Origin of the sequence: Pseudomonas sp. PDM17 (genome assembly GCF_014851985.1) — a bacterium.
Lineage (GTDB): Bacteria > Pseudomonadota > Gammaproteobacteria > Pseudomonadales > Pseudomonadaceae > Pseudomonas.
Genome location: NZ_JACVAT010000003.1, coordinates 446,497 through 472,194 on the forward strand (window position 1 = coordinate 446,497; position 25,698 = coordinate 472,194).

Annotated in this window: 27 protein-coding genes; 24 read left to right on the forward strand and 3 right to left on the reverse strand. The window is 67.1% G+C overall.

What is annotated here, in order from left to right; translation table 11 throughout:
* Positions 1 to 3 precede the first annotated feature (3 nt).
* Positions 4 to 771: a ParA family protein gene (locus tag IB256_RS12255; RefSeq protein ID WP_138523465.1), complete on the reverse strand. Its 768-nt coding sequence runs from the start codon at positions 769 to 771 to the stop codon at positions 4 to 6.
* 322 nt (positions 772 to 1,093) lie between these two features.
* On the opposite strand from IB256_RS12255, the gene IB256_RS12260 reads away from it, so the two are divergent.
* Genes IB256_RS12260 through IB256_RS12365 form a run of 22 tightly spaced genes read left to right on the forward strand, consistent with a single transcriptional unit; the run spans position 1,094 to position 20,071 of the window.
* Positions 1,094 to 1,810, forward strand: coding sequence for a beta-ketoacyl synthase chain length factor (locus IB256_RS12260; protein WP_192383705.1), 717 nt, complete (start codon positions 1,094 to 1,096; stop codon positions 1,808 to 1,810).
* The gene (locus tag IB256_RS12265) at positions 1,786 to 2,598 is read left to right on the forward strand and encodes a lysophospholipid acyltransferase family protein (protein ID WP_192293120.1); all 813 of its coding nucleotides are present in this window, start codon (positions 1,786 to 1,788) and stop codon (positions 2,596 to 2,598) included. The genes IB256_RS12260 and IB256_RS12265 overlap by 25 nt, the downstream gene beginning before the upstream one ends.
* On the forward strand, positions 2,573 to 2,833 hold the full coding sequence (locus tag IB256_RS12270) for a phosphopantetheine-binding protein (protein ID WP_045216036.1): 261 nt from the start codon (positions 2,573 to 2,575) through the stop codon (positions 2,831 to 2,833). Before IB256_RS12265 ends, IB256_RS12270 begins: the two co-directional genes overlap by 26 nt.
* Positions 2,834 to 2,844: 11 nt before the next feature.
* Complete coding sequence (locus IB256_RS12275) at positions 2,845 to 3,093, forward strand: acyl carrier protein (protein WP_081515447.1); 249 nt, start codon at positions 2,845 to 2,847, stop codon at positions 3,091 to 3,093.
* Positions 3,090 to 3,635, forward strand: a complete 546-nt coding sequence (locus IB256_RS12280) for a hypothetical protein (protein ID WP_081515446.1) — start codon at positions 3,090 to 3,092, stop codon at positions 3,633 to 3,635. The genes IB256_RS12275 and IB256_RS12280 overlap by 4 nt, the downstream gene beginning before the upstream one ends.
* Positions 3,632 to 5,323: an AMP-binding protein gene (locus IB256_RS12285; protein WP_192402735.1), complete on the forward strand. Its 1,692-nt coding sequence runs from the start codon at positions 3,632 to 3,634 to the stop codon at positions 5,321 to 5,323. The genes IB256_RS12280 and IB256_RS12285 overlap by 4 nt, the downstream gene beginning before the upstream one ends.
* Positions 5,320 to 6,063 carry a glycosyltransferase family 2 protein gene (locus IB256_RS12290; RefSeq protein WP_192293126.1) on the forward strand — a complete coding sequence of 248 codons (744 nt, stop codon included), beginning with the start codon at positions 5,320 to 5,322 and terminating at the stop codon, positions 6,061 to 6,063. Before IB256_RS12285 ends, IB256_RS12290 begins: the two co-directional genes overlap by 4 nt.
* Before the next feature lie 47 nt (positions 6,064 to 6,110).
* Positions 6,111 to 6,989, forward strand: a complete 879-nt coding sequence (locus IB256_RS12295; protein ID WP_225601754.1) for a glycosyl transferase — start codon at positions 6,111 to 6,113, stop codon at positions 6,987 to 6,989.
* Positions 6,973 to 8,514 carry an HAL/PAL/TAL family ammonia-lyase gene (locus IB256_RS12300; RefSeq protein WP_192402739.1) on the forward strand — a complete coding sequence of 514 codons (1,542 nt, stop codon included), beginning with the start codon at positions 6,973 to 6,975 and terminating at the stop codon, positions 8,512 to 8,514. Before IB256_RS12295 ends, IB256_RS12300 begins: the two co-directional genes overlap by 17 nt.
* Positions 8,507 to 8,944 (forward strand): acyl-CoA thioesterase, encoded by a 438-nt coding sequence (locus IB256_RS12305; protein WP_192293132.1) that lies wholly within the window; start codon positions 8,507 to 8,509, stop codon positions 8,942 to 8,944. Before IB256_RS12300 ends, IB256_RS12305 begins: the two co-directional genes overlap by 8 nt.
* Positions 8,938 to 9,531 (forward strand): outer membrane lipoprotein carrier protein LolA, encoded by a 594-nt coding sequence (locus IB256_RS12310; RefSeq protein WP_192402741.1) that lies wholly within the window; start codon positions 8,938 to 8,940, stop codon positions 9,529 to 9,531. Before IB256_RS12305 ends, IB256_RS12310 begins: the two co-directional genes overlap by 7 nt.
* Positions 9,521 to 11,851, forward strand: coding sequence for an MMPL family transporter (locus IB256_RS12315; RefSeq protein ID WP_192402969.1), 2,331 nt, complete (start codon positions 9,521 to 9,523; stop codon positions 11,849 to 11,851). Before IB256_RS12310 ends, IB256_RS12315 begins: the two co-directional genes overlap by 11 nt.
* Positions 11,845 to 13,038, forward strand: coding sequence for a sodium:proton antiporter (locus tag IB256_RS12320; RefSeq protein WP_192402743.1), 1,194 nt, complete (start codon positions 11,845 to 11,847; stop codon positions 13,036 to 13,038). Before IB256_RS12315 ends, IB256_RS12320 begins: the two co-directional genes overlap by 7 nt.
* The gene (locus IB256_RS12325; RefSeq protein WP_192293140.1) at positions 13,025 to 14,263 is read left to right on the forward strand and encodes an NAD(P)/FAD-dependent oxidoreductase; all 1,239 of its coding nucleotides are present in this window, start codon (positions 13,025 to 13,027) and stop codon (positions 14,261 to 14,263) included. Before IB256_RS12320 ends, IB256_RS12325 begins: the two co-directional genes overlap by 14 nt.
* A gap of 15 nt (positions 14,264 to 14,278) precedes the next feature.
* Positions 14,279 to 15,001, forward strand: a complete 723-nt coding sequence (locus tag IB256_RS12330; protein ID WP_192293142.1) for a class I SAM-dependent methyltransferase — start codon at positions 14,279 to 14,281, stop codon at positions 14,999 to 15,001.
* A 2-nt stretch (positions 15,002 to 15,003) separates the two neighbouring features.
* Entirely contained in the window at positions 15,004 to 15,507 is a 504-nt protein-coding gene (locus IB256_RS12335; protein WP_081515435.1) for a hypothetical protein, read from the forward strand.
* Positions 15,504 to 16,712 carry a beta-ketoacyl-[acyl-carrier-protein] synthase family protein gene (locus IB256_RS12340; protein ID WP_192402745.1) on the forward strand — a complete coding sequence of 403 codons (1,209 nt, stop codon included), beginning with the start codon at positions 15,504 to 15,506 and terminating at the stop codon, positions 16,710 to 16,712. The genes IB256_RS12335 and IB256_RS12340 overlap by 4 nt, the downstream gene beginning before the upstream one ends.
* Positions 16,709 to 17,206, forward strand: coding sequence for a hotdog family protein (locus IB256_RS12345; protein WP_081515433.1), 498 nt, complete (start codon positions 16,709 to 16,711; stop codon positions 17,204 to 17,206). Before IB256_RS12340 ends, IB256_RS12345 begins: the two co-directional genes overlap by 4 nt.
* Positions 17,203 to 17,931, forward strand: a complete 729-nt coding sequence (fabG, locus tag IB256_RS12350; RefSeq protein WP_081515432.1) for a 3-oxoacyl-ACP reductase FabG — start codon at positions 17,203 to 17,205, stop codon at positions 17,929 to 17,931. The genes IB256_RS12345 and fabG overlap by 4 nt, the downstream gene beginning before the upstream one ends.
* A complete protein-coding gene (locus IB256_RS12355; RefSeq protein WP_192293146.1) occupies positions 17,931 to 19,157 on the forward strand; it encodes a beta-ketoacyl-ACP synthase in 1,227 nt (408 codons plus the stop codon). Before fabG ends, IB256_RS12355 begins: the two co-directional genes overlap by 1 nt.
* Before the next feature lie 47 nt (positions 19,158 to 19,204).
* The gene (locus IB256_RS12360) at positions 19,205 to 19,603 is read left to right on the forward strand and encodes a hypothetical protein (RefSeq protein ID WP_192402747.1); all 399 of its coding nucleotides are present in this window, start codon (positions 19,205 to 19,207) and stop codon (positions 19,601 to 19,603) included.
* A 27-nt stretch (positions 19,604 to 19,630) separates the two neighbouring features.
* The gene (locus IB256_RS12365; RefSeq protein WP_192293148.1) at positions 19,631 to 20,071 is read left to right on the forward strand and encodes an excinuclease; all 441 of its coding nucleotides are present in this window, start codon (positions 19,631 to 19,633) and stop codon (positions 20,069 to 20,071) included.
* A 129-nt stretch (positions 20,072 to 20,200) separates the two neighbouring features.
* On the opposite strand, the gene IB256_RS12370 is transcribed toward IB256_RS12365, so the two are convergent.
* Positions 20,201 to 21,094 carry a LysR family transcriptional regulator gene (locus tag IB256_RS12370; RefSeq protein WP_081515428.1) on the reverse strand — a complete coding sequence of 298 codons (894 nt, stop codon included), beginning with the start codon at positions 21,092 to 21,094 and terminating at the stop codon, positions 20,201 to 20,203.
* Positions 21,095 to 21,339: 245 nt separating this feature from the next.
* Here IB256_RS12370 and IB256_RS12375 point away from each other — a divergent pair, with 245 nt between their 5' ends.
* On the forward strand, positions 21,340 to 22,671 hold the full coding sequence (locus IB256_RS12375; protein ID WP_192293651.1) for an MFS transporter: 1,332 nt from the start codon (positions 21,340 to 21,342) through the stop codon (positions 22,669 to 22,671).
* A gap of 243 nt (positions 22,672 to 22,914) precedes the next feature.
* A complete protein-coding gene (gene gabP / locus IB256_RS12380) occupies positions 22,915 to 24,306 on the forward strand; it encodes a GABA permease (protein ID WP_192293150.1) in 1,392 nt (463 codons plus the stop codon).
* 191 nt (positions 24,307 to 24,497) lie between these two features.
* Here the strand turns inward: gabP and hemE are convergent, their stop codons facing one another.
* Complete coding sequence (hemE, locus tag IB256_RS12385; RefSeq protein ID WP_138213939.1) at positions 24,498 to 25,562, reverse strand: uroporphyrinogen decarboxylase; 1,065 nt, start codon at positions 25,560 to 25,562, stop codon at positions 24,498 to 24,500.
* Positions 25,563 to 25,698: the final 136 nt, after the last annotated feature.

Below are 25,698 nucleotides of genomic sequence, written 5' to 3' on the forward strand. Positions count from 1 at the left end.
CGCTCAGGCTTCCAGCAGGTTGTGCAGTTCGACGAACTGCTGGGTCAGCTTGTGCCGCGGCTCGAGGAAGATCAGCGGGGTGCAGGCCTGGTGCGACTCGCGCATCTTCACCGAGCTCATCAGGTACACCGGCAACACCGGCAGCTCCTCTTCCACCAGCTCATCCAGCAGTTGCTGCGGCAGGGTCGCGCGCGGCTGGAACTGGTTGACCACGATGCCTTCGACTTCCAGCTCCTCGTTGTGGTCTTCCTTCAGCTCTTCGATCTCCTGCAGCAGGCCGTACAGTGCCTGGCGGGAGAAGCTGTCGCAATCGAAGGGAATCAGGCAGCGATCTGCAGCGATCAGCGCGGAAACCGTGTAGAAGTTCAGCGCCGGCGGCGTATCCAGGTAGATTCGGTCGTAGTCTTCGGACAACTCGTCCAGCAGTTTGCGCAGCTTGTTGATCTTGTGCTTCTGCTCGAGCTTGGGCTGCAGGTCCGCCAGCTCCGGGCTGGCTGTGACGATGTGCAGGTTGTCGAAGGGCGTCTCGTAGATGTCGACCTTGCCCTTGCGGCTGAAAGGCCCGGACGACAACGTCTGCTTGAAGAAGTCGGCGATGCCCACCGGCAGGTCCTCGCCGGTCAGGCCGGTGAGGTAATGCGTGGAATTGGCCTGGGCATCCAGGTCCACCAGCAAGGTGCGATAACCCTCCGCTGCGCTCACTGCCGCCAGGTTGCAGGCGATGCTGGACTTGCCGACCCCGCCCTTCTGATTGAACACCACGCGCCGCATGAGCCATCCCTCCAGAACCATTCAAGACCCCGGGATTCTATGCAAAGCCCATGACAAGGGCGAGCATCCTCGCACCGAGGCTCCGCTACCGCTCGGCGGCTGACGGGATTTCATACAGTGGTTCGTCATAAAGTCGGCGTTTAATCGAGAATTGCCCTATTTCCTGCGTCAGCCCTTTTGTAAGCAAAAGTTTGCTTGACAGCAGCATGACCGGGATAATACCGGCCCTGCGCCATGGCACGTGTCGACGAAGCTCTTGGTGGATCAAGGAAGACCCATTAGCCGACCGGAATGCCCCGAAGGGCCCACAAGAGCTCGCAGCGTGATTCAATTCAATATCGACCAGTGGAGTGCCTGGGCCCCGGGCCTGTCCACGATTGCCGACTGGCAGAGCTGGGTACGGGAAGAACGTCTTCCCGACAGCGCCGCCCAACCGGATGTCGCCTTTCTCCCCGCCATGCAACGCCGCCGCCTGAGCCCCCTGGCGCGTATGGTGTTCAGTGTCGCCTGGCCGCTGGCCGACGGGCGGCCGCCGATGCCGCTGATCTTCGTTTCCCGCCACGGCGAAACCGGCCGCAGCCTGGAACTGCTGCGCGAGCTGGCCGTCGAACAACCACTGTCCCCGACGCAGTTCAGCCTTTCCGTGCACAACGCGGTCATTGGCCTGTGGTCGATCCTGCGGCAGGACACCAGCGAAATGACAGCCATCGCCGGCGAACGTGACGGTTTCGAGCATGGCCTGCTGGAAGCCGCTGCACTGCTGGCCGAAGGTGCCCCGGAAGTGCTGCTGGTGGTGACCGAGGAGCCGGTACCGGAGCTGTATTCGCCCTGGGTCGACGACGTGCCCTTCCCCTATGCCGTGGCCCTGCGCCTGAAGCCCGGCAGCGAATGGTCACTGGAACTCGCGGAAAACGGCACAGCCCTTGCTCCGCCGTCCCACCCCAATGCCCTGAACCTGGTGCGCGCGCTGATCGAGCGCACCGGCCTGATCCATCACCCCTGGAAGAAGCGTCTATGGACCTGGCAACGCAACCACTGAGCAAGCGCGCCGACGCTTGGCTGTGGCGCCTGTTCGCCACCGGCCTGTGCTTCGCCATCTTCGGTATTGGTGGATTGCTGCTACGGGTGCTGGTGTTTCCGCTGCTGAGCCTGCTGCCGGGCGATGCCCTGCGCCGTCGCAGCCGCGCACGCCACACGGTCAGCCGGCTGTTCTGGCTGTTCGTGCAGATCATGCAGCGCAGCGGCGTGCTGACGTACGAAGTGGAAGGCATCGAGCGCCTCGGCCGTCCGGGGCAGATGGTCATCGCCAACCACCCGTCGCTGATCGACGTGGTCTTCCTCATCGGCCTGATCCGCGACGCCAACTGCGTGGTCAAGCAGAGCCTGTTCGCCAACCCCTTCACCCGCGGCCCGGTGACGGCGGCGCAGTACATCAGCAACAACGGCAGCATGGACATGTTCGATGAGGCCGTGGACGCGCTGCAGCAGGGCCAGACCCTGATCGTCTTCCCCGAGGGCACCCGCACCACGCCGGGCGCGGCTCCGCAATTCCATCGCGGCGCGGCGTCCATCGCCTTGCGCGGCGCCAGCGTCATCACCCCGGTGACCATCACCGTGACCCCGACCACCCTGACCAAGGCCGAGCCCTGGTACAGCATTCCCGCCCGCCGCGTGCATTTCCGGCTGCGCGTCGGCGACGACCTGGACCCGCAGGTCTTTGCCAGCCAGGGCCCCGCCCCGGCAGCCTCGCGCCGGCTCAATGCCTTCCTGCACCAGCATTTCATCAAGGAGCTCGCAAGAGATGAGCGATCTGCAACTGGAGATTAAACAGCTGATCATCGACGCCCTCGGCCTCGAAGATATCGGCCCTGACGACATCGGCGCCGAAGACGCGCTGTTCGGCGACGGCCTCGGCCTGGATTCGGTCGACGCCCTGGAACTGGGCCTGGCCATCCAGAAACGCTACGGCATCAAGATCGACGCCGATGCCAAGGACACCCGCCAGCATTTCGCCAATGTGGCGAGCCTGGCGGCCTTCGTGACCGCCCAGAAAGCCGCCTGAGACCGCTGACCATGCAAACCCGTGAGGACATTTTCAACACCCTGCGCGACGCCCTGGTCGAGCTGTTCGAACTGGAGCCGGAGCAGATCAGCCTCGATGCCAACCTGTACCAGGACCTGGAGATCGACAGCATCGACGCCGTCGACCTGATCGACCACCTCAAGCGCCAGACCGGCAAGAAGATCGCCGCCGAGGAGTTCAAGTCGGTGCGTACCGTCGGCGACGTGGTCGAAGCGGTCTATCGCCTGGCCAACCCATGACACGCCTGGTCGGGCTCGGCCTGCTGCTGGCCGGGCTGCTCTACCCGTTCGCGATCTACTTCGGCATCGACCACCTGTCGCCGAAATTCTTCGCGCTGCTGCTGGGCGGGTTGTGGTTCGCCCGCAGCCTGGGCAGCGGGCAACGCCCCGGGCAGCGCTGGATGGCGCTGGCGGCCGTGGCCTTCTGCATGCTGCTGTGGTTCCTCAATGAACCGCACCTGCTGCGCTGGTACCCGGTGCTGATCAGCGCGGGCCTGCTCAGCCTGTTTGCCCTCAGCCTGAAGTTCGGCCCGCCGCTGGTCGAGCGTCTGGCGCGCCTGCGCGAGCCGGAACTGCCGCCCCACGCGGTGCGCTACACCCGCCGGGTGACCCAGGCCTGGGTGCTGTTCTTCCTGGGCAACGGCCTGATTGCCGCAGCCCTCACACTGTGGGCGCCGCTGGCCTGGTGGACGCTGTACAACGGCCTGATTTCCTACCTGCTGATGGGCGTGCTGTTCGCCGTCGAGTGGCTGGTAAGGCAGCGGGTCAGAGGTCAAGGATGAAATCGATTTCCCTCGCCCGGCTGCTGCTGGAGCTGCCCGCCGGGCGCCCATTGGCGCTGGAGCCGACACTGCTCGCCAGCGACTTCCTGCAACGCGTCTGCGCAGCCGCCGGCGCCCTGCGCCAGCGCAATGCCCGGCGCGTGGCGATCCACCTGGAAGACGCCGCCGAACTGGCAATTGCCCTCTATGCGGCGTGGCTGGCCGGTGCCGAAGCGGTGCTTCCGGCCGACAACCTCGCCCACAGCCGCGAGCGACTGGCCTCGCGGATCGACGCCTGGATCGGCGATCAGCCCGGTGACTTGCTGCTGGCCGAACTGAACGGCCCGGCACTGCCCCCGGCCCCTCTTGCACCTGAAGAACTGGACCTCGACGCCTGCCGCCTGGTGCTCAGCACCTCCGGCTCCACCGGCGAGCCGAAGCTGATCAGCAAGTCCCTGCGCCAGTTGAGCAACGAAGTGCAGGTGCTGGAAGCCCTCTGGGGCGAACAACTGGGCGATGCGCGCATCCTCGGCAGCGTCGCCGCGCAGCACATCTACGGCCTGCTGTTCCGCGTGCTCTGGCCGCTGTCCGCCGGCCGCGCCTTCCTCCGTCGGCAGATCGCCTTCCCCGAAGACCTGCAACGCCTGAGCCTCGACCAGCCGCGCTTCGCCTGGGTCGGCAGCCCGGCGCTGCTCAAGCGCATGGGCGACAACCTCGACTGGCCGGCGCTGCGCCCGGTGGTGCGGGTGTTCTCCTCCGGCGGCCCGCTGCCGGCCGAAGCCGGCGAACAGTTGCACGAACGCCTCGGCCAGGCGCCCACGGAAATCTACGGCAGTTCCGAGACCGGCGGCATCGCCTGGCGCCAGGGCGGCCAGCTGTGGCAGCCGTTCGAAGGCGTGATGCTGAACCAGGACGAGCACGGCGCACTGCGCATCGAATCGACCTACCTGCCGCCCGGCGAAACCGAACAGACCGCCGACGCCGCACGAATTTGCGCCGACGGCCGCTTCGAGCTGCTCGGCCGGCTCGACCGCATCGTCAAACTGGAAGAGAAACGCATCTCCCTGCCGCAACTGGAAGCGGCGCTGATGAAGCATCCCTTCGTCAGCGAAGCGCGCTTGGGCGTGGTGCAGGAGAACCGCGCCAGCCTCGGCGCACTGGTCGCCCTGAGCGACGCCGGCCTGTACGAGCTGCGCAATGGCGGCCGCCGCGCACTGACCCAGCGCCTGCGCGAACATCTCGCCGACCACTGCGAAGCCCTCGCCCTGCCGCGCCGCTGGCGCCTGCTGCGACGTCTGCCGGGCAATGCCCAGGGCAAGCTGCCGCAAAGCCTGGTGGACGAACTGCTGCACGCGCCGCGCAGCCGCGACCCCGACGTACTGACGCACAACGCGGTGGACGGCGAACAGCACTTCCAGCTGGAAATCCCCCTGGACCTCGCCTACTTCCCCGGCCACTTCCCCAAGGCTCCCGTGCTGCCGGGCGTGGTCCAGGTGCAATGGGCGCAGCAACTGGGTCGCCAGGTCTTCGACCTGCCGCCACGCTTCGGCGGCATGGAAGTACTGAAGTTTCAGCAACTGCTGCGGCCGGGCGATCTCTGCCAGCTGGCCCTGCGCTGGGACGCCGAGCGCGGCAAACTGTACTTCGCCTTCACCCGTGGCGAGGCCGCCTGTTCTTCAGGGCGCATCCTGCTGGGGGCGGACGAATGAGCACCAAACCGTGTGCCGTGATTCCGGTGTACAACCACGAGCACGCGCTGCCCCAGGTGGTCGCCGAACTGCTCGCCGCCGGCCTGCCCTGCGTGCTGGTCGACGACGCCTCCAGCCGCGAGTGCGCGGCGGTGATGGACCAGCTCGCCGCAGGCCGCGACACGTACCTGGTGCGCCTGCCGGTGAACCAGGGCAAGGGCGGCGCGGTGATGGCCGGCCTGCGCGAAGCCGCGCGCCTGGGCTTCACCCACGCGCTGCAGGTGGACGCCGACGGCCAGCACGACCTGGGCGACGTACAGCGCTTCCTCGGCACCTCCCGCGAGCATCCCGACGCGCTGGTCTGCGGCTATCCGCAGTACGACGAAAGCGTGCCAAAGGGTCGCCTCTACGCGCGCTACCTGACCCACGTCTGGGTGTGGATCAATAGCCTGTCGCTGTCGATCCGCGACGGCATGTGCGGCTTCCGCGTCTACCCGCTGGCGTCCACGCTCAAGCTGATCGACAGCACCACGCTGGGCAAGCGCATGGATTTCGACCCGGAAATCCTCGTCCGTCTGGCCTGGCGCAACCAGCCGATGCAGTGGCTGCCGACGAAGGTGCATTACCCGCTGGACGGCCTCTCGCACTTCCGCCTGTTCCACGACAACGCACTGATCTCCTCCATGCACGCGCGGCTGTTCTTCGGCATGCTCTGGCGCTCGCCGGCGATCCTCTGGCGCCGCCTGCGGAGCGCCGCGTGAGCGCGCAGCACTGGGCGCAACAGCGCGAGCGCGGCAGCCTGCTGCTGATGCGCTTCACCGCCTGGGCGGCGCGCACCCTCGGCCGGCGCCTGCTGTCGCCGCTGCTGCACCTGATCGTGCTGTACTTCTTCCTCTTCGGCGCCCGTGCGCGCGGCGCCATCCGCGAGTACCAGCAGCGCCTGGCGCAGCACAGCGGCAACGCCTCGCTGAGCCCGACCACCGGCCGCGTGTTCGGCCAGTTCATGGCCTTCGCCGACGCCATCCTCGACAAGCTCGATGTCTGGGCCGGCCGCCTGGACCTCGCCAGCATCGAACTGAACGACCCGCACAACCTGCGCGCGCAGTTGCGCAGCGGCCGTGGCCAGCTGCTGGTGGGCGCGCACCTGGGCAACCTCGAAGTCTGCCGCGCGCTGGCGGAACTGGGCGAGAAGGTGCGCATGAACGTGCTGGTGCACACCCGCCACGCCGAGCAGTTCAACAAGCTGCTGGGCGAGTCCGGCGCCAGCCACCTGCGGCTGATCCAGGTGAGCGAACTGGACCCTGCGATCATGCTGCAGCTGTCCCAGCGCCTGGACGCCGGCGAATGGCTGGCGATTGCCGGCGACCGCGTTCCGCTGCACGGCGGGCGCAACGTCGAGGTCGATTTCCTCGGCGCCCCGGCCGCCTTCCCGCAGGGGCCCTGGCTGCTCGCCGGGCTGCTGCAGTGCCCGGCCAACCTGATGTTCTGCCTGAAGGAAGAGGGCCGCTACCGCGTGCACCTGGAGCCCTTCGCCGAGCGCATCCAGTGGCGCCGCAGCGACCGCGCGGAGGTCCTGAAACACTGGACCCAGCGCTACGCGCAGCGCCTGGAACACTACTGCCTGCGCGCGCCGCAGCAGTGGTTCAACTTCTACCCGTTCTGGAAAGCCCATGACGACAGCCACTGAAGCGCCGGTTTTCGGCCAAGGCCACCTGAGCATCGAACAGATCGTCGCCCTCGCCGAGCGCCGCGTCGAAAGCCGCCTGGACGACGACGCCGAGTTCCGCGCGCGGATCGCCCGCGGCGCGCAGTTCCTCGACACCCTGCTGGACAAGGAAGGCGTGATCTACGGCGTCACCACCGGCTACGGCGACTCCTGCGTGGTGGCCGTGCCGCTGGAGCACGTCGAGGCGCTGCCGCAGCACCTGTTCACCTTCCACGGCTGCGGCCTGGGCAAGCTGCTGGAGCCCGCCGCCGTGCGCGCCGTGCTCGCCGCGCGCCTGCGCTCACTGAGCCACGGGGTTTCCGGCGTGCGCCTGGAGCTGCTGGAGCGCCTGCATGCCTTCCTCGAACTGGACATCCTGCCGCTGATCCCGGAAGAGGGTTCGGTAGGCGCCAGCGGCGATCTCACCCCGCTGTCCTACGTTGCCGCGACCCTTGCCGGCGAGCGTGAAGTGCTGTGGCGCGGCGAGCGTCGCAGTGCCGCCGACGTCCATGCCGAGCTGGGCTGGCAGCCGCTGGTACTGCGGCCCAAGGAAGCGCTGGCGCTGATGAACGGCACGGCGGTGATGACCGGCCTGGCCTGCCTCGCCTATTCGCGCGCGGACTACCTGCTCAAGCTGGCCACGCGCATCACCGCGCTGAACGTCATCGCCCTGCAGGGCAACCCGGAGCACTTCGACGAGCGCCTGTTCGCCGCCAAGCCGCATCCGGGACAGATGCAGGTCGCCGCGTGGATTCGCCAGGACCTCGCCATCGACGCGCCGACCCCGCCGCTGCACCGCCTGCAGGACCGCTACTCGCTGCGCTGCGCCCCCCACGTGCTGGGCGTGCTGGCCGACAGCCTGGGCCTGCTGCGGCAGTTCATCGAGATCGAACTGAACAGCGCCAACGACAACCCGATCATCGACGCCGAGGATGAGCGCGTGCTCCACGGCGGGCACTTCTACGGCGGCCACATCGCCTTCGCCATGGACAGCCTGAAGAACCTGGTGGCCAACGTAGCCGACCTGCTCGACCGGCAGCTCGCGCTGCTGGTGGACACCCGCTACAACCACGGCCTGCCGAGCAACCTCTCGGGCGCTCCGGCGGACCGCGCGATGATCAACCACGGCTTCAAGGCCGTGCAGATCGGCGCCAGCGCGTGGACCGCCGAGGCGCTGAAGAACACCCTGCCGGCGAGCGTGTTCTCGCGCTCCACCGAGTGCCACAACCAGGACAAGGTAAGCATGGGCACCATCGCCGCGCGCGATGCCCTGCGCACCCTGGAGCTGACCGAACAAGTCGCCGCCGCCACCCTGCTGGCGGCGCAACAGGGCGTCTGGCTGCGCGGCGGCGAAGCCGGTGCGCGCCCGCTGCCGGCGCCGCTGGGCGGCATGCACGAACAACTCGGCCAGGACTTCCCGCCGCTGATCGAGGACCGCGCCCTGGAAGGCGAACTGCGCCTGTGCCTGGAGCGCATCCGCGCGCGCCACTGGGGGCTCTATGCGTAAGGCCGGAGTGCTGCAGGCCGAGGTGGAAATTCTCGTGCCGTTCTTCGACGTCGACATGATGGAAGTGGTCTGGCACGGCCACTACGTCAAGTACCTGGAAGTCGCGCGCTGCGCCCTGCTCGACAGGCTCGACCACAACTACTCGCAGATGCGCGAGGCCGGCTATGCCTGGCCGGTGATCGACCTGCAGCTGCGCTACGTGCGCGGCGCCCGCTTCGGCCAGCGCATCAGCGTGCGCGCCGACCTGGTGGAGTGGGAGAATCGGCTGAAGATCAATTACCTGATCAGCGACGCCGAAACCGGCGAACGCCTGACCCGCGCCAGCAGCACCCAGGTGGCGGTGGCGATCGCCAGCCGCGAGATGCAGATGGCCTCGCCCGCGGTGTTCATCGACGCCGTGCAGCGCGCGCTGGAGGCAGAAGCATGCTGAAGCGCGCCCTGCTCGTCTGCGGCCTCCTGCTCGCCCCTCTGGCCCACGCCTTCGACCTGCCGCAACTGGCCGCGCAGCTCGGCAAGCCGGCGGTGGTGCGCGGCGAGTTCGTCCAGGAGAAGCACCTGCGTTCGCTGCCGCAGCCGCTGGTGAGCAAGGGCCACTTTGTCCTCGCCAAGCAGCACGGCCTCCTCTGGCTGCTGCAGACGCCGCTCAAGCAAGACTACCGCATCGACGGCCAGGGCATCGCCCGGCGCGACGCCAGCGGCTGGCAGCAACTGCCGCAACGTAGCGCCAGCGCGCAGCAGAACCGCCTGTTCCTCGCCGTGCTGGAAGGCGACAGCAGCGGCCTGCAACGCGACTTCGACCTCGCCCTCAGCGGCGAGGCGAACGACTGGACGCTCACCCTGACGCCGCGTGCCGTGCTGCTCAAGCAGATCTTCGACAGCATCGAGATCGCCGGCGGCGAACTGGTGCAGCGCATCGAACTGCACGAAGCCCAGGGCGACCACACCGTGCTGCGCATGACCAGCAGCCAGCCCGGCGACAGCCTGACCGATGCGGAGCGCAGTGACTTTGCCCGCTGAGCGGCCGCAGTGGCTGTCACGCCTGGTGATCGCCGGGCTGCTGGCGCTGCTCGCCCTCGCTGCCTGGCAATGGCGCGGTGCCGCGCCGCTGAGCACCGACCTGCTGGAGCTGGTGCCCGGCAGCAGCCGTGATGCCCTGCAGAAGCAAGCCGAGCAGCGCATGCAGGAGCCGCTCAACCGCGAACTGCTGGTGCTGGTCGGCTACCCCGAGCGCGACACCGCCATCGCCCACGCCCGCGAACTGGCCGAGCGCTGGCAGGCCAGCGGCCACTACGAGAAGGTGCAGTGGGGCGTTCAGGCCGACCTGCCGGCCCTGCGCGAACAACTGCGCGCGGGCCGCCTCGCGCTGCTCAGTGCCGATGACCGTCGCGAGCTTTCCGATGACCCCGCCGCCTTCGTCCAGCAGCGCGTCGAACAACTCTTCGATCCCTTCTCCGGCTTCGGCCTGTTGTCCAACGACCAGGACTGGTTCGGCCTGGCCCTGCGCATCCAGCACCACCAGCCGCTGACGGCGAAGGTGCAGCTGGACATCGGCAGCGGCGCGCTACTCGCCGAAGACGGCGGGCGCAGCTGGGTGCTGCTGCGCGCACGTACCCGCGCCGATGCCTTCGACATGAACCTGCCGCGCGCCGTGGCCGCGCAGATCGCCGAGGCACGCCAGCAACTGGCAGCCGACGGCGGCCAGCTAGTCGCCGCCAGCGGCCTGCTGTATGCAGCCGACGGCCAGCGCCAGGCCAGCCGCGAAATGACCTGGGTTGGCGGCGGCGCCGCGCTGGGCACCCTGCTGCTGTTGCTGCTCGCCTTCCGCCGCGGGCGCGCATTGCTGGCCTTCCTGCCGGTGCTGGTCGGCGTGCTGGCCGGGGCCACCGCGTGCATCGCGCTGTTCGGCAAGATCAACCTGCTCACCCTGATGCTGGGCGCCAGCCTGATCGGTGTGGCCTCGGATTACCCGCTGCACTATCTGTCGAAAGCCTGGACTGTCGCTCCTTGGCAGCCCTGGCGCGCTTTGAAGCTGAGCCAGCGCGGGCTGTTTCTCAGCCTCGCCACCAACCTGATCGGCTACCTCGCCCTGGCCTGCACGCCCTTCCCGGCGCTGACCCAGGTGGCGGCCTTCTCGGTGGCCGGCCTGCTCGCCGCCTACCTGTGCGTTATCGGCCTGCTGCCGCTGCTGTTGCGCGGCAACGCCATCGCTCCACAACCTCTGCTGCTCTCGCTGGGCGAGCGCCTGATCGGCCTGCGCCTGGCCCTGCTCCAGCGCACCGGCAGTTGGCCGCTGCTCGCGGTGGTTGTGCTGTTCTGCGCCGGCGGGCTGTGGCAACTGCAGGTGAAGAACGACCTGCGCCAGTGGCTGGGCGCCAAGCCGCAATTGCTCAGCGAGGCCCAGGCCGCCGCGCGCATCACCGGCTACCAGCCCACCAGCCAGTTCTTCCTGGTCCGCGCCAGCGATGAAACCGAGCTGTTGCAACGCCAGGCCGAACTGGCTGCGCGACTGGACAAGCTGGTCGCCTCCGGCCAGCTCAAGGGCTACCTCGCGCTCAACCAGTTGCTTGCCACCGCGCAGCAACAACAGCAGGCCCGCGAAGCGCTGCGCCAGCTGCCGCAACACTGGCAGGCACTGATCGACCTGGGCATTCCGCAGGCCGCGCTGCAAGCCGAGCTGGATCAGCTGGAACAGCTTCCGCCGCAATCCCTCGATCAAGCCCTGCAGGGTCCGCTGGGCGAGCCCTGGCGGCCGTTGTGGCTGGGCACGGTGGACAGCGGCGTGGCCGGGCTGGTGAGCCTGCAGGGACTGTCCGACGCCGGCGTGCTGGCCGAACAGGCCAAGGGGCTGGAGGGCGTGCAACTGGTGGATCGCCTCGGCGAGCTGAACCGCCTGTTCGCCGCCACCCAGCTCAGCGCCACCGAACTCAAGCTGCTCTCCTGCGTGCTGATCTTCGCCCTGCTGCTCAAACCCTTCGGTCCGCGCGGCGCCCTGCGCATCGTCCTGCTGCCCCTGCTGGCAGCGCTGTGCAGCCTCGCCAGCCTCGGCTGGCTGGGCCAGCCGCTGACGCTGTTCAGCCTGTTCGGCCTGCTGCTGGTCACCGCCATCGGCGTGGATTACACCATCCTCATGCGTGAGCGCGTCGGCGGCGCGGCGGTGAGCCTGGTCGGCGTGCTGCTGGCGGCCATCACCACCTGGCTGTCGTTCGGCCTGCTGGCGCTGTCGGCCACGCCGGTGATCAGCAATTTCGGCCTGGCCGTGGGGCTGGGCCTGGGGTTCTGCTTCCTGTTCTGCCCCTGGGCACAAGCCAGCACCCGAGAAGGAGCTGCGGCATGCTGACGATCTTCTTCTGGCTGGCCATGCCGCCGCTGTTCGCCCTGGCCGTGATCGGCGGGCGGCGCCTGCGCCTGCTGCCCATCGTCAGCCAGCTGCTGGTGGCCGGCCTGCTGCTGCCGCTGCTGTTCGTCGTGCTGCAGGGCCAGGGTTTCGAGGTGCGCACGCTGGTCACCGCGCCCTGGCTGCGGCCGCTCTACGACATCGGTTTCGCGCTGCTGCTGGGGCACATCCTCAGTGACGTGATCGACCTCGACGTTAGCCGCCAGAGCCTGAAGATCGCCCTGCCCAGCTTCGCCGTACCGCTGGCCTGCGGCATGGCCAGCGCCTGGTGGCTGCTGGGCGTGCGCGAGGGCATGAGCGTGCTGGGCATCGGCCTGCTGTTCTCGATCACCGCGATCCCGGTGCTCTACCTGTTCCTGCGCAACATCGAATACCCCGAGGACGCCACCCGCCGTCTGATGCACGCGGCGGTACTGATGGACCTGGGGTGCTGGAGCCTGTTCGGCCTGGCCCAGGGCAGCAGCGATCCGTCCCAACTGGTCTGGCCACTGCTGGCTGGCGCGGGGCCGCTGTTGCTAAGGCTGATCGGCATGCGCCAGCACCTGGTCTACAGCCTGCCGTTCTTCGGCCTGATGATCGCCTTCCAGCACTGGCACCTGAATACCCTGGTGTTCGCCATCACCTGGCTGATGGCCCAGGCCGCGGTGCGCCAGCCGTTCCGCCTGCCGGTGTCGCCACAGGCAGCGCTGGCCTTGCAGAACAATCTGCTGGTGCCGCTGGTGCTGGCCTTCGGCATCCTCCAGATCGATTTCCACCACGCCCTCGCCGGCTATTCCTGGCTCTACCTCGGCGCGCTGCTGGCGCTGCCGGTGCTCAGCAAGCTGGCCGGCAGCTGGCTCGGCCTGCGCTGGGCGCTGCCGGGCGCGAGCCTGGGTGAACGGTGGAAGGAAAGCCTGCTGCTGAACATTCGCGGGCTGACCGAGATCGTCTTCCTCAACCTGTTGTTCCAGCAGGGCTACATCGACTCGCTGCTGTATTTCAGCCTGCTGCTGATGAGCCTGTTCGCCACCCTGCTGCCCGCCCTTTGCGGCGTGCGCCGTCCGCGCGCCGCCACCGCTACCCCGCCTGATTCCCTGTCTTTGTCCCAGGATCAGGCACCGGCAAGGAGCCCTTCAGATGTCCGCCCCTGAACTGCAACAACGCACCGTCGTCGTCATCGGCGCCGGTCCGTCCGGCGCCATCGCCGCCGCCCTGCTCAAGCGCAAGGGCCACGACGTGCTGGTGCTGGAGCGCCAGCGCTTCCCGCGCTTCTCCATCGGCGAGAGCCTGCTGTCGCACTGCCTGGACTTCGTCGAGGAAGCAGGGATGCTCGACGCCGTGCTCGCCGCCGGCTTCCAGGTGAAGCACGGCGCCGCCTTCGGCTGGGGCGAGCGCTATACCGCGTTCGACTTCCGCGACAAGTTCACGCAAGGCAAGGGCTCGACCTTCCAGGTCCAGCGCGCGCGCTTCGACCAGTTGCTGGCCGACCAGGCCGAGCTGCAGGGCGTGGAAATCCGCTACGAAGAAGAAATCATCGCTGCCGATTTCGCCGGCGACTGCCCGCGCCTGCGGGTGCGCCGCCTGGACGGCAGCGAGTACGCGGTGGAGTGCGCCTTCGTCCTCGACGCCAGTGGCTACGGCCGCGTGCTGCCGCGCCTGCTGGACCTTGAGGCGCCGTCTGGCTTCCCGGTACGCCGCGCCGTGTTCACGCATATCGAGGACCGGATCGACGCGCCGGAATTCGACCGCGAGAAGATCCTCATCAGCATCCACCCCGAAGAGCGCGGCATCTGGTACTGGACCATCCCCTTCAGCGATGGCCGCACCTCGGTCGGCGTGGTCGCCGAGGACCGTCACTTCGAAGGCAAGCTGGATGATCTGGACGCCTGCCTGAAGGGCTTCTTCGACGCCGCGCCGAACCTGCACTCGCTGCTGAAGAATGCCGTGTGGGACACCCCGGCGCGCACCCTTGGCGGCTACTCGGCGAACGTCAAGCGCCTGGCCGGGCCGGGCTTCGCCCTGCTGGGCAACGCAGCGGAATTCCTCGACCCGGTATTCTCCTCCGGCGTCACCATCGCCATGCGCTCCTCCAGCATGGCGGCCAACCTGCTCGACCGTCAGCTCAAGGGCGAGACGGTGGACTGGGAAGGCGACTTCGCCCAACCGCTCAAGCGCGGCGTGGACACCTTCCGCGCCTACGTCGAGGGCTGGTACGACGGCAGCTTCCAGGACGTGATCTTCTACGAGAAGGCCACCCCGGAAATCCGCCGGATGATCTGCTCCATCCTCGCCGGCTACGCCTGGGACATGCGCAATCCCTTCGTCGCCGAACCGCAGCGTCGCCTGCGGGTGCTCTCCGAAATCTGTGCCAGCTGAAGGACAAGGACTGTCATGACCCGCCCCGCCTCCACCTACGTCGAAGAAACCCGATTCGGTTTCTGGTTCCTGCAGAGCCACACCTGGCAGCACCATGTGCTGCGCGTGGCGATCAACGACCTCAAGCGCCTGGTCAGCTGGGACATCCCGGCCAATCCGGTGCTGCTGGACGCCGGCTGCGGCCAGGGCCGCTCGTTCCGCCTGCTGCGCGATGCCTTCAGGCCCGGCCGCATGATCGGTCTCGACGCTGACCCGCACAGCCTCGACTGCTCGGCCGTGGAAGCGGCGCGGGAGAACATCGAGGTGGAACTGAACTGCGCCGACTGCGCCGACCTGATGCTGCCTTCGGACAGCGTCGATATCCTGTTCTGCCACCAGACCTTCCATCACCTGGTAGAGCAGGAGCAGGCGCTGCAGGAATTCTGGCGGGTGCTCAAGCCGGGCGGCCTGCTGTTGTTCGCCGAGTCCACCGAGGCGTACATCGATACCTGGGTGATCCGCTGGTTCTTCCGCCACCCGATGCACGTGCAGAAGAGCGCCGCGCAGTACCTGCAGATGCTCCGCGAGCAGGGCTTCGAGTTCAGCGAGAAGAACGTCTCCTACCCCTACCTGTGGTGGAGCCGCGCCAAGGACTTCGGCCTGCTGGAGCGCTGGGGCCTGCGCAAGCCGAAACCGTTCGGCCAGCGCGAGGAGACCCTGGTCAACGCCGTGGTGCGCAAACCCCTGGAGAGCCGCTGAGCATGATCCGCTGGCTGAGTCTTGCCTTCGTCCTGCTGCTGGCCGGTTGCGCCCAGCATGCGCCGTTGCCGTCCGCGTTGCCGCCGCTGGCGACGCCGTTGCAGCTGCACATCCAGCGCGAACAAGGCCAGGCCAGCCAACCCTCGACACAGGACTGGCTGCTGGTGATCCAGCAGGAAGGCACAGCGCTGCGCTGGTCGCTGATCGATCCGCTGGGCATCCCGCTGTCGCGCCAGCTGCTGCGTGAGGGAGAATGGAGCAACGACGGCCTGCTGCCGCCCAACCCCGAGGCGCGCGAACTCTTCGCCGTGCTGCTGTTCGCGCTGACGCCCGAGGGTGATCTCGCCTCGCGCTACCAGACCACGGACTACCGGGCGGACGAGCACGGTCGCCACCTGCAGCAACGCTGGAAGATCACCTACCGGTCAGCGCAGGAGTTCACCCTCGAATCCGCCGACCTTCGCTACCGGGTGACGCCCCTGAACGCCGAGAGCGCCGCACCATGACCGCCACCTTTCTCAACGAGCTGGGCCTGATCTGCGCACTGGGCAATGACCGCCGCGAAGTGGCCGCCGCGCTGCTGGCGGGCGAGTCCGCCGGCATGCAGGTGCAGGCCGGCTGGGTGCCGGGCAAGAGTGTTCCCGTCGGCACGGTGAAGGCACGCCTGGCAGCCATCCCCGACAAGCGCCACGACACCCGCAACAACCGCCTGCTGCTGGCTGCCGCCACTCAGATCGACCCGGCCATCCGCGCCGCCATCCAGCGCTACGGCGCTGCACGCGTGGCAGTGGTGCTGGGCACCAGCACCTCGGGCATCCAGGAAACCACCCAGGGCGTGCGCCACCACAGCCTGCACGGGCAGCTGCCCGAAGGTTTCCACTACTCCCACCAGGAGCTGTCGGACCCGGCCGTGTACCTCGCGGATCACTACCAACTGGCCGGCCCGACCTACGTGATTTCCACCGCCTGCACCTCCAGCGGCCGCGCCCTGCAGAGCGCGCGCCGGCTGCTGAACCTGGGGCTGTGCGATGCCGTGCTGTGCGGCGGCGTGGACAGCCTGTGCGAGCTGACGCTCAACGGCTTCAGCGCGCTGGAAGCAGTGTCGGATGAGCTGTGCAAACCGTTCTCCGCGAACCGCAAGGGCATCAACATCGGCGAAGGTGCCGCGCTGTTCCTGATGACCCGCGAGCCCGGTACAGTCGCCCTGCTCGGCACCGGTGCCAGCTCCGATGCGCACCACATCTCCGCCCCCGAACCCGAAGGGCGTGGCGCCCGCGCAGCGATGCGCAAGGCGCTGGCCGAGGCGCGGCTGGAGGCCGGGCAGATCGCCTACCTGAACCTGCACGGCACCGCGACCACGCACAACGACGCCATGGAGAGCCTTGCCGTCAGCGCGGAATTCCCCGCCGGCGTGCCCTGCTCCTCGACCAAACCGCTGTCCGGGCATACCCTCGGCGCCGCCGGCGCGCTGGAAGCGGCGTTCTGCTGGCTGCTGCTGGGCGAGCACAACCCTGACCGGCGCCTGCCGCCGCAACGCTGGGACGGCATCGCCGATCCGCAATTGCCGGCACTGCAACTGGTGGGCGACGACGCACCGCGATTGCCGGCCAAAGGCCCGCGCTACCTGATGAGCAACTCGTTCGCTTTCGGCGGCAACAACATCAGCCTGATCCTGGGCGAGCTGAGCAAGGATTCTGGAGTGACCCGATGATCGACTGGCCGATCGCCTCCCTGCTGCCCCACGCGGGCGACATGATCCTCATCGACGAAGTGCTCGACTTCGGCGACGAGGACATCCGCACGCGCCTGACGGTGCGCCCGGGCGGCCTGTTCAACGAAGCCGACGGCAGCCTGCCGGCCTGGGTCGGCGTGGAGCTGATGGCGCAGAGCGTCGCCGCCTACGCCGGTTGCCAGGCACGCTCGCGCGGCGAGCCGGTGGAGCTGGGCTTCCTGCTCGGCACCCGCCAGTACCAGTGCGACGTGGCGAGCTTTCCGGCCGGCGCGCAGCTCACTATCCATGCCATCCGCACCCTGCAGGACGACAATGGCATGGGCGTTTTCGAATGCCATCTGGAAGGACCGGGGATCAAGGCGCTGGCGCGCCTCACCGTGTTCCGCCCGCCAGAGGTTGCCAGCTATCTACAAGAACCCGCTCTCGCTGATCAAAAAACCGAGAACCGAGAGCCGAAAGAGCCAAGCGTATGACTGATTCCATCCTCGTAACCGGCTCCAGCCGTGGCATCGGCCGCGCCATTGCCCTGCGCCTGGCGCGGGCCGGCTTCGATCTGGTGCTGCACTGCCGCAGCGGCCGCGCCGAAGCCGATGCCGTGCAGGCCGAAGTCCAGGCACTGGGGCGCAGCGCCCGCGTGCTGCAGTTCGACGTGGCCGACCGCGAAGCCGCGCGCAACATCCTCGAGGCCGACGTGGAAACCCACGGCGCCTATTACGGCGTGGTGTGCAACGCCGGCCTGACCCGCGACGGCGCCTTCCCCGCGCTCACCGAAGAGGACTGGGACCAGGTGCTGCGGACCAACCTCGACGGTTTCTACAACGTCCTGCACCCGGTGATCATGCCGATGATCCGTCGCCGCCAGCCGGGGCGCATCGTCTGCATCACCTCGGTGTCCGGGCTGATCGGCAACCGCGGCCAGGTCAACTACAGCGCCTCCAAGGCAGGCGTGATCGGCGCCGCCAAGGCGCTGGCCATTGAGCTGGGCAAGCGGAAAATCACCGTGAACTGCGTGGCGCCGGGCCTCATCGATACCGCGATGCTCGACGAGCAGGTGCCGGTGGAGGAAATCCTCAAGATGATCCCCGCCCAGCGCATGGGCACCCCGGAAGAAGTCGCCGGCGCGGTGAATTTCCTGATGTCGGCCGAGGCCGGCTACATCACCCGCCAGGTGCTGGCGGTCAACGGAGGGCTGTGCTGATGAAGCGCGTCGTCATCACCGGCATGTCCGGCATCACCTCCCTGGGTTCGGACTGGGCGAGCATCGAGGCGAACTTCAGCGCCAACCAGAGCGGCATCCGCCGCATGGACGAGTGGGACCGCTTCACCGAGCTGAACACCCGCCTGGCCGGCCCGGTGCTGGACTTCACAGTGCCCAGGCACTGGACCCGCAAACAGCTGCGCAGCATGGGCCGCGTCTCGCGCCTGTCGGTGGGCGCCGCCGAGCGCGCGCTGGCCGACGCCGGGCTGCTGGGCGACGAATCCATCCGCGACGGCCGAATGGGCGTCGCCTGCGGCTCGTCCACCGGCAGCACCGACGAGATCAAGGCGTTCGGCAACATGCTGCTGAACTCGGTGGCCGACGGCCTCAACGCCAACTCCTACGTACGCATGATGCCGCACACCACGGCGGCGAATATCAGCATCTTCTTCGGCCTCACCGGCCGGGTGATCCCGACCTCCAGCGCCTGCACCAGCGGCAGCCAGGGCATCGGCTACGCCTACGAGGCGATCCGCTTCGGCCGCCTGCCGCTGATGCTCGCCGGCGGCGCCGAGGAGCTTTGCCCAACCGAGGCCATGGTCTTCGATGCGCTGTACGCCACCAGCCTGAAGAACGACACCCCGCAGCAGACGCCGCGCCCTTATGACAGCGGCCGCGATGGCCTGGTGATCGGCGAAGGCGCCGGCATGCTGGTACTGGAAGACCTGGACCACGCCCTCGCCCGCGGTGCGCGCATCCACGCCGAGATCGTCGGCTTCGGCAGCAACGCCGACGGCCAGCACACCACCCGCCCGGAACAGTCGACCATGCGCCGCGCGATGGAGCTGGCGCTGGAAGATGCCGGCCTGCCGACCGAGGCCATCGGTTACGTGAACGGCCACGGCACTGCCACCGAGCAGGGCGATATCGCCGAAACCCTGGCGACCAGCGAACTCTTCGGAAATCGCATGCCGATCAGCTCGCAGAAGAGTTTCCTGGGCCACACTCTGGGAGCGTGCGGTGCGCTGGAGTCCTGGTTCAGCATCGAGATGATGAACAGCGACCGCTACGTGCACACCCTCAACCTGGACGAGATCGACCCGCGCTGCGGCGACCTCGACTACCTGCGGGGCGAGCCGCGCGCGATGAGCCACGAGTACGTGATGAACAACAACTTCGCCTTCGGCGGGATCAACACCTCGCTGATCTTCCGCCGCTGGCGCTGAGCCTTTCTCACCGTTACCGTCCAACGACACTGCAAGGAGAGCAAACCATGTCCCGACTGATCCGCAGCCTGCTGCTCTGCGTGGCCACCGCGATGGCCGTCGGTTGCACCACCAAGCCCGTGGAAAACATCGACCAGAGCCTGCCGCCGGACAGCAACCGCACCTCGGTGCAGGTGCAGGCGGCAATCCACGATGCGCTGGAAGAGCAGAAATGGACCGTGCAGCAGGACTCCGGCAACGTGATCTACGCCGAGATCACCGTGCGTGAGCGGCACCACGCCGAGGTCAGCATTCCGTACAGCAGTCAGCAGTACTCCATCAAGCTGCGCAGCAGCCGCGGCCTGGACGAGAAGGGCGGGCAGATCCACCGCAACTACAACAAGTGGGTCGCCATCCTCAACAACAAGATCCTGCAGAACCTGCACCTCGCCCCGCCGAGCAACTGATCCCCCTCATCGACAAGGAGTCGATCCATGCAACGCAAGACCCTCGGGCTGTTCGCCCTCGCGCTCTGCGCGTCCATCCCCGGCATCAGCCAGGCTCGCGACACCACCCTGCACCTGCCCTTCGACGAAGTCGTCGCCGAGGCGGTGAAGGCCGGTCGCCTGGACGGCAGCGTGAAGTTCTACCTGGCGGGCAACCCGGCGGGTGACAAGCTGAACGTGGTCCAGTCCGGTGCCATCACCAACAAGAAGACCAACGCCTTCAACAAGAGCGACGAGGAAGCCTGCCGCTGGGCCCTGCAATCGGCGCTGATCACCCTGCAGGATTCGGCGAAGAAGGCCGGCGCCACCGCCGTGACCAACATCGTCAGCTACTACAAGCGCAACGAGTTCAAGGACGCCAAGCAGTTCGAGTGCCACGCCGGCGCGGTCATCGCCGGCGTCGCGCTGAAGGCCGACTACGCCAAATAAGCCCCTGTCCCGCAGCGCTGTCCGCCGTGCCCGACTTTGGGTATCGGCGGATAAAGCGTTCCGCTTTATGCGCCCTGCCCACCCGTAGGGCGCATAACGCCCCAGGCGTTATCCGCCGATGTGCCTGAGTCAGGCCTGGATTTGCTGGGTCACCAGGTCGAAGAACGACTGCGCCAGGCGGGACGTCTCGTTGCGCCGCCGCACGAGCCACACCGAACTGGTCGCGCCCGGATCGCTGAGGGTGCGATAGACCACGCCATCCACCCGCGTCCGGCGGAACGACGCCGGCAGCATCGACACACCGAGCCCCGCTGCCACCAGGCCGATGATGGTCATCGCTTCGCCCGCTTCCTGGGCGATGCGCGGGCTGAAGCCGGCCTGCCGCGACAGCGCCATCAGCTGGCTGTAGAGGCCCGTGCCGTAGCTGCGCGGGAAGAACACGAAAGGCTCGTCCGCCAGCAAGGCGAACTCCAGCCCCTCCTGACTGGCCTGCGCCAGCGGGTGATCGGCGCGCAGCACGGCCACCAGCGGTTCACTGAACAACTCCACGGCTTCCAGGGTTTCCGGCAGCGGGATCGGGCGGATCAGGCCGACTTGCACGCGCTCTTCCAGCAGCGCCTGCACCGCTTGCCCGCTGCTCAGTTCCTGCAGGTCCAGGTGCACGTCCGGGTAGGCCTGACGGAATGCCAGGATGGCTCGCGGGATGCTCGAGGTGAACGGCGCCGAGGCGGTGAAACCCACCTTCAACTCGCCGATCTCGCCCTGGTGCGCACGCCGCGCCAGCAAGACGGCGCGATCCACCTGCTGCAACACCTGCCGCGCTTCGTCGAGAAACAGCTTGCCGGCCTCGGTCAGCGCCACGCGGCGGTTGGTGCGCTCCAGCAGCCGCGCGCCGATTTCCTCCTCCAGCGCCTGGATCTGCTGGCTCAGCGGCGGCTGGGAAATCCCCAGCTGTTCGGCGGCACGGCCGAAGTGCAGCTCTTCCGCCACGGCGATGAAATAACGCAGGTGTCGCAGTTCCATCCGGCCTCCGCCATCAACGATTCGTAAAACGACTCAAATGTGTCGATTAATATATTGGAAATAATAAAGCTCGCTCCTTATCCTTTCCACACAAGCCCAATAACGACTACCAATCTGCTCCTTGCCTGGCCGCGCGGGCCTTTTTCCGCCACTCCAGGTCCTCTGCTGTCATCTACCCCAGCTTTTCCATCCAGAGGTGTGTCGTGAGTCAACCTGCCCTGCGGGCTTTGCGGGAAGAACATTCCATGGCGGCCGAGCCGCCTGTCGTACAAGAACCGGTAGCCGCCAACGACCCGGCCGAGCTGCTGGACGCTGCGCGTGAAGCCAACGACGACGTGGTGCGCGCCGTCGAAGAGATCGAAACCTACATCGAGAAAGGCACCCCGGAATTCATGCGCACATCGCTGGCGCTGTTCTCCGGCGGCTTCGCCACCTTCGCCCTGCTGTACTGCGTGCAGCCGATGATGCCGGTGCTGTCCAGGGCCTTTAGCCTGACCGCCGCGCAGAGCAGCCTGGTACTGTCGATCTCCACCATCACCATGGCTTTCGGCCTGCTGGTCACCGGGCCGATCTCCGACGCCATCGGGCGCAAGTCGATCATGGTCGCCTCGCTGGTCCTCGCCGCCCTGTTCACCCTCGGCAGCTCGCTGATGCCGACCTGGCACGGCGTGCTGGCCATGCGCGCGCTGCTCGGCCTGTCACTCAGCGGCCTGGCGGCGGTGGGCATGACCTACCTCTCCGAGGAAATCCATCCGCAGCACATCGGGCTGTCCATGGGGCTGTACATCGGCGGCAACGCCATTGGCGGCATGAGCGGGCGGCTGATCAGCGGCGTGCTGGTGGACTACGTGAACTGGCACGTGGCGCTGGCCACCCTGGGCGTGCTCGCCCTGGCCGCAGCGCTGCTGTTCTGGCGCATCCTTCCCGAATCGAAGAACTTCCGCCCGGCGCCGCTCAAGCCGCGTCGGCTCATCGAGGGCTTCACCGGGCACTTCCGCGATGCCGGCCTGCCCTGGCTGTTCCTCGAGGCGTTCCTGCTGATGGGTGCCTTCGTCACCCTTTTCAACTACATCGGCTACCGCCTGCTGGCAGAGCCCTATCACCTGAGCCAGGCCATCGTCGGCGTGCTCTCGCTGGTCTACCTGTCAGGCATCTACAGCTCGGCCTGGGTCGGCTCGCTGGCCGACAAGCTGGGCCGACGCAAGGTGCTCTGGGCGATGATCGCGCTGATGCTCGGCGGCGTACTGATCACCCTGCTGCAGCCACTGCCCCTGGTACTGGCTGGCCTGCTGGTGTTCACGTTCGGCTTCTTCGGCGCGCACTCGGTGGCCAGCAGTTGGATCGGCCGCCGCGCCCTCAAGGCCAAGGGCCAGGCGTCGTCGCTGTACCTGTTCTGCTACTACACCGGCTCCAGCGTCGCCGGCACCGCTGGCGGCCTGTTCTGGCACCAGTACGGCTGGAACGGCGTGGGCCTGTTCATCGCCAGCCTGCTGGGCATCGGCCTGCTGGTGGCTCTGCACCTGGCGCGCCTGCCAGTGTTACCGCGCGACCTGCCCGCGCTCAACAAGGCTGGGTAGTTTCTACACACAAGATAATCTGCATGCCTAAAAACGACATGGAACGGTCGTGCAAAGACATTTATCTCAGATCAGACAACGCCTGCCAGGCGGGCGTTGTGGGATAAATTCCCAACCTACGACTTAAGTCGTAACAGAATGTGGCGCGATCCTTGCGTTCATTATGTCGAACGACTTGTTGGAATCCTGAAACGGACCTCGACTCCCGCAGTACGCAATTCCCTCCGTAGTTGTAGGTAAAGCATGAGCAGCACCCCCTCTTCCGGGCTCTCCCAGGGCCTGCAAAATCGTCACGTCACGATGCTTTCGATCGCCGGTGCCATTGGCGCGGGCCTGTTCGTAGGCTCCGGCCACGCCATCGCCGAAGCCGGCCCGGCCGTCATGGTTTCCTATCTGGTCGCCGGCCTGCTGGTGGTCCTGGTGATGCGCATGCTGGCCGAAATGGCCGTCGCGCAGCCGGACAGCGGCTCCTTCTCCACCTACGCCGACCGCGCCATCGGTCACTGGGCCGGTTTCACCATCGGCTGGCTGTACTGGTGGTTCTGGGTTCTGGTGATCCCGCTGGAAGCCAACGCCGCCGCCGCGATCATCCACGCCTGGTTCCCCGGCGCGCCGATCTGGGTGCTGGCCTTCCTGATCACCTCCGCCCTGACCGTGACCAACCTGTTCAGCGTGAAGAACTACGGTGAGTTCGAGTTCTGGCTGGCGCTGATCAAGGTCGTCTCGATCATTGCCTTTCTGGTGCTGGGCTGTGCGGCCATCTTCGGCTTCTCGCCCAACAGCGAAGTCTCCGGCATCGGCCACCTGACCAGCGAAGGCTTTCTGCCCAAGGGCTGGGGCGCCGTGCTCGCCGCGCTGCTGACCACCATGTTCTCCTTTATGGGCTCGGAAATCGTCACCATCGCCGCCACCGAGTCCAAGGACCCGGAGCAGCAGATCACCCGCGCCACCAACTCGGTGATCTGGCGTATCGCGCTGTTCTACCTGCTGTCGATCCTGATCGTGGTCTGCCTGGTACCGTGGAACGACCCGCGCCTGGTGAGCATGGGCTCCTACCAGACCGTGCTCGAGCACCTGCACATCCCATACGCCAAGCTGATCGTCGACATCATCGTGCTGGTCTCGGTGACCAGCTGCCTGAACTCGGCGCTCTACACCGCTTCGCGCATGATGTACTCGCTGAGCAAGCGCGGTGACGCACCGAAGATCGCCCAGGTAACCAGCGCCAGCCGCACCCCGGTCTATGCCGTGCTGCTGTCCACCGCCATGGCCTTCCTGTGCACCTTCGCCAACTACCTGGCTCCGGCCGAAGTGTTCAACTTCCTGCTGGCCAGCTCCGGCGCCATCGCCCTGCTGGTGTACCTGGTGATCGCCATGTCGCAACTGCGCATGCGCAAGAAGCTGCTCGCCCAGGGCCACCAGCTGAAGCTGAAGATGTGGCTGTTCCCCTGGCTGACGTGGGCGGTGATCGTCTTCATCGTCGGCGCCCTGGTGATCATGCTGATCCGCCCGGATCACCGCATGGAAGTGGTCGCCACCACCCTGCTGACCGTCGTGGTGGTCTGCTCCGGCCTGCTGGTGTCCAACCGCCGCAAGTCCCAGCGCGCCGCCGGCCTGGTAGGCGACGCCGCGTGATGCACTCTGAAGGGGCCTGAGGCTCTTTGAGGGAATGAAGAAGCCCCGCTGCAGAGTGGGGCTTTTTTTATGGCGCTCACCTGCACGAGCCCCCCATGGATGCGATCGCGGGCATGGCCACTCCTTCAGGGAGCTTCGCTGCCGGTACAAAAAAGCCCCGCATTTGCAGGGCTTTCAGTGAAGCGTCAGGCTCAGTGATACTGCGCCGACAGCTCGTGTACCGCCTCAAAGAACGCGCCGGCATGGGCTGGATCGACCTCCGGAGTAACACCGTGGCCAAGGTTGAACACGTGGCCATTGCCGTTACCGAAGGCGCCGAGGATGCGCGCCACTTCGGCGCGGATGGCTTCCGGCTTGGCGTAGAGCACTGCCGGGTCCATGTTGCCCTGCAGGGCCACCTTGTCGCCGACGCGGGCGCGGGCGCTGCCGATGTCGCAGGTCCAGTCCAGGCCCAGCGCTTCGGCGCCGGTATTGGCCATGGATTCCAGCCACAGGCCGCCACCCTTGGTGAAGAGGATCACCGGCACGCGACGCCCTTCGTGTTCACGGATCAGGCCATCGACGATCTTCTGCATGTAGGCCAGGGAGAACTCCTGGTACGCCGCCGCCGACAGGCTGCCGCCCCACGAATCAAAGATCTGCACCGCTTGGGCGCCCGCCAGGATCTGGCCGTTCAGGTAGCTGGTGACCGACTGCGCCAGCTTGTCCAGCAGCGCGTGCATGGCCTGCGGATTTTCGTAAAGCATCGCCTTGGACTTGCGGAAGTCTCGGCTGGAGCCGCCCTCGACCATGTAGGTGGCCAGGGTCCAGGGGCTGCCGGAGAAGCCGATCAGCGGCACGCGGCCGTTCAGCTCACGGCGGATGGTACGCACGGCGTCCATCACGTAGCCCAGGTCCTTTTCCGGATCGGGGATCGGCAGGGCTTCGATGTCGGCCAGGCTACTGACGACCTTCTTGAAACGCGGGCCTTCGCCGGTCTCGAAGTACAGGCCCTGGCCCATGGCGTCGGGGATGGTGAGGATGTCGGAGAAGAGGATCGCCGCGTCCAGCTGCGGGTAGCGGTCCAGCGGCTGCAGGGTCACTTCGCAGGCCATCTGCGGGTTCATGCACAGGCTCATGAAGTCACCGGCCTTGGCGCGGGTGGCGCGGTACTCCGGCAGGTAGCGGCCGGCCTGGCGCATCATCCAGACAGGGGTGACATCGACGGGCTGCTTGAGCAGGGCGCGGAGGAAGCGATCGTTCTTCAAGACAGTCATAACGGCATCCGGCAAAAAAGTGCGGGTATTTTCGCAAAGCCCAAAAGAAAAGGCACGGCGGGTGCCGTGCCTTTCGTCCATCGCGACAGTTTGTCGCTGCGTCATCCTCGTAGGGCGCATAACGCCAAAGGCGTTA

What these genes read in the sequence shown, in the direction of transcription:
- IB256_RS12335 (WP_081515435.1), top strand. Translation starts at nt 15,004, where the DNA reads ATGATCCGCTGGCTGAGTCTTGCCTTCGTCCTGCTGCTGGCCGGTTGC.
- IB256_RS12285 (WP_192402735.1), top strand. Translation starts at nt 3,632, where the DNA reads ATGAAATCGATTTCCCTCGCCCGGCTGCTGCTGGAGCTGCCCGCCGGG.
- IB256_RS12275 (WP_081515447.1), top strand. Translation starts at nt 2,845, where the DNA reads ATGCAAACCCGTGAGGACATTTTCAACACCCTGCGCGACGCCCTGGTC.
- IB256_RS12270 (WP_045216036.1), top strand. Translation starts at nt 2,573, where the DNA reads ATGAGCGATCTGCAACTGGAGATTAAACAGCTGATCATCGACGCCCTC.
- fabG (WP_081515432.1), top strand. Translation starts at nt 17,203, where the DNA reads ATGACTGATTCCATCCTCGTAACCGGCTCCAGCCGTGGCATCGGCCGC.
- IB256_RS12320 (WP_192402743.1), top strand. Translation starts at nt 11,845, where the DNA reads ATGCTGACGATCTTCTTCTGGCTGGCCATGCCGCCGCTGTTCGCCCTG.
- IB256_RS12360 (WP_192402747.1), top strand. Translation starts at nt 19,205, where the DNA reads ATGTCCCGACTGATCCGCAGCCTGCTGCTCTGCGTGGCCACCGCGATG.
- IB256_RS12330 (WP_192293142.1), top strand. Translation starts at nt 14,279, where the DNA reads ATGACCCGCCCCGCCTCCACCTACGTCGAAGAAACCCGATTCGGTTTC.
- gabP (WP_192293150.1), top strand. Translation starts at nt 22,915, where the DNA reads ATGAGCAGCACCCCCTCTTCCGGGCTCTCCCAGGGCCTGCAAAATCGT.
- IB256_RS12310 (WP_192402741.1), top strand. Translation starts at nt 8,938, where the DNA reads ATGCTGAAGCGCGCCCTGCTCGTCTGCGGCCTCCTGCTCGCCCCTCTG.
- IB256_RS12375 (WP_192293651.1), top strand. Translation starts at nt 21,340, where the DNA reads ATGGCGGCCGAGCCGCCTGTCGTACAAGAACCGGTAGCCGCCAACGAC.
- IB256_RS12325 (WP_192293140.1), top strand. Translation starts at nt 13,025, where the DNA reads ATGTCCGCCCCTGAACTGCAACAACGCACCGTCGTCGTCATCGGCGCC.
- IB256_RS12265 (WP_192293120.1), top strand. Translation starts at nt 1,786, where the DNA reads ATGGACCTGGCAACGCAACCACTGAGCAAGCGCGCCGACGCTTGGCTG.
- IB256_RS12345 (WP_081515433.1), top strand. Translation starts at nt 16,709, where the DNA reads ATGATCGACTGGCCGATCGCCTCCCTGCTGCCCCACGCGGGCGACATG.
- IB256_RS12355 (WP_192293146.1), top strand. Translation starts at nt 17,931, where the DNA reads ATGAAGCGCGTCGTCATCACCGGCATGTCCGGCATCACCTCCCTGGGT.
- IB256_RS12300 (WP_192402739.1), top strand. Translation starts at nt 6,973, where the DNA reads ATGACGACAGCCACTGAAGCGCCGGTTTTCGGCCAAGGCCACCTGAGC.
- IB256_RS12280 (WP_081515446.1), top strand. Translation starts at nt 3,090, where the DNA reads ATGACACGCCTGGTCGGGCTCGGCCTGCTGCTGGCCGGGCTGCTCTAC.
- hemE (WP_138213939.1), bottom strand. Translation starts at nt 25,562, where the DNA reads ATGACTGTCTTGAAGAACGATCGCTTCCTCCGCGCCCTGCTCAAGCAG.
- IB256_RS12370 (WP_081515428.1), bottom strand. Translation starts at nt 21,094, where the DNA reads ATGGAACTGCGACACCTGCGTTATTTCATCGCCGTGGCGGAAGAGCTG.
- IB256_RS12255 (WP_138523465.1), bottom strand. Translation starts at nt 771, where the DNA reads ATGCGGCGCGTGGTGTTCAATCAGAAGGGCGGGGTCGGCAAGTCCAGC.
- IB256_RS12365 (WP_192293148.1), top strand. Translation starts at nt 19,631, where the DNA reads ATGCAACGCAAGACCCTCGGGCTGTTCGCCCTCGCGCTCTGCGCGTCC.
- IB256_RS12295 (WP_225601754.1), top strand. Translation starts at nt 6,111, where the DNA reads ATGCGCTTCACCGCCTGGGCGGCGCGCACCCTCGGCCGGCGCCTGCTG.
- IB256_RS12305 (WP_192293132.1), top strand. Translation starts at nt 8,507, where the DNA reads ATGCGTAAGGCCGGAGTGCTGCAGGCCGAGGTGGAAATTCTCGTGCCG.
- IB256_RS12290 (WP_192293126.1), top strand. Translation starts at nt 5,320, where the DNA reads ATGAGCACCAAACCGTGTGCCGTGATTCCGGTGTACAACCACGAGCAC.
- IB256_RS12340 (WP_192402745.1), top strand. Translation starts at nt 15,504, where the DNA reads ATGACCGCCACCTTTCTCAACGAGCTGGGCCTGATCTGCGCACTGGGC.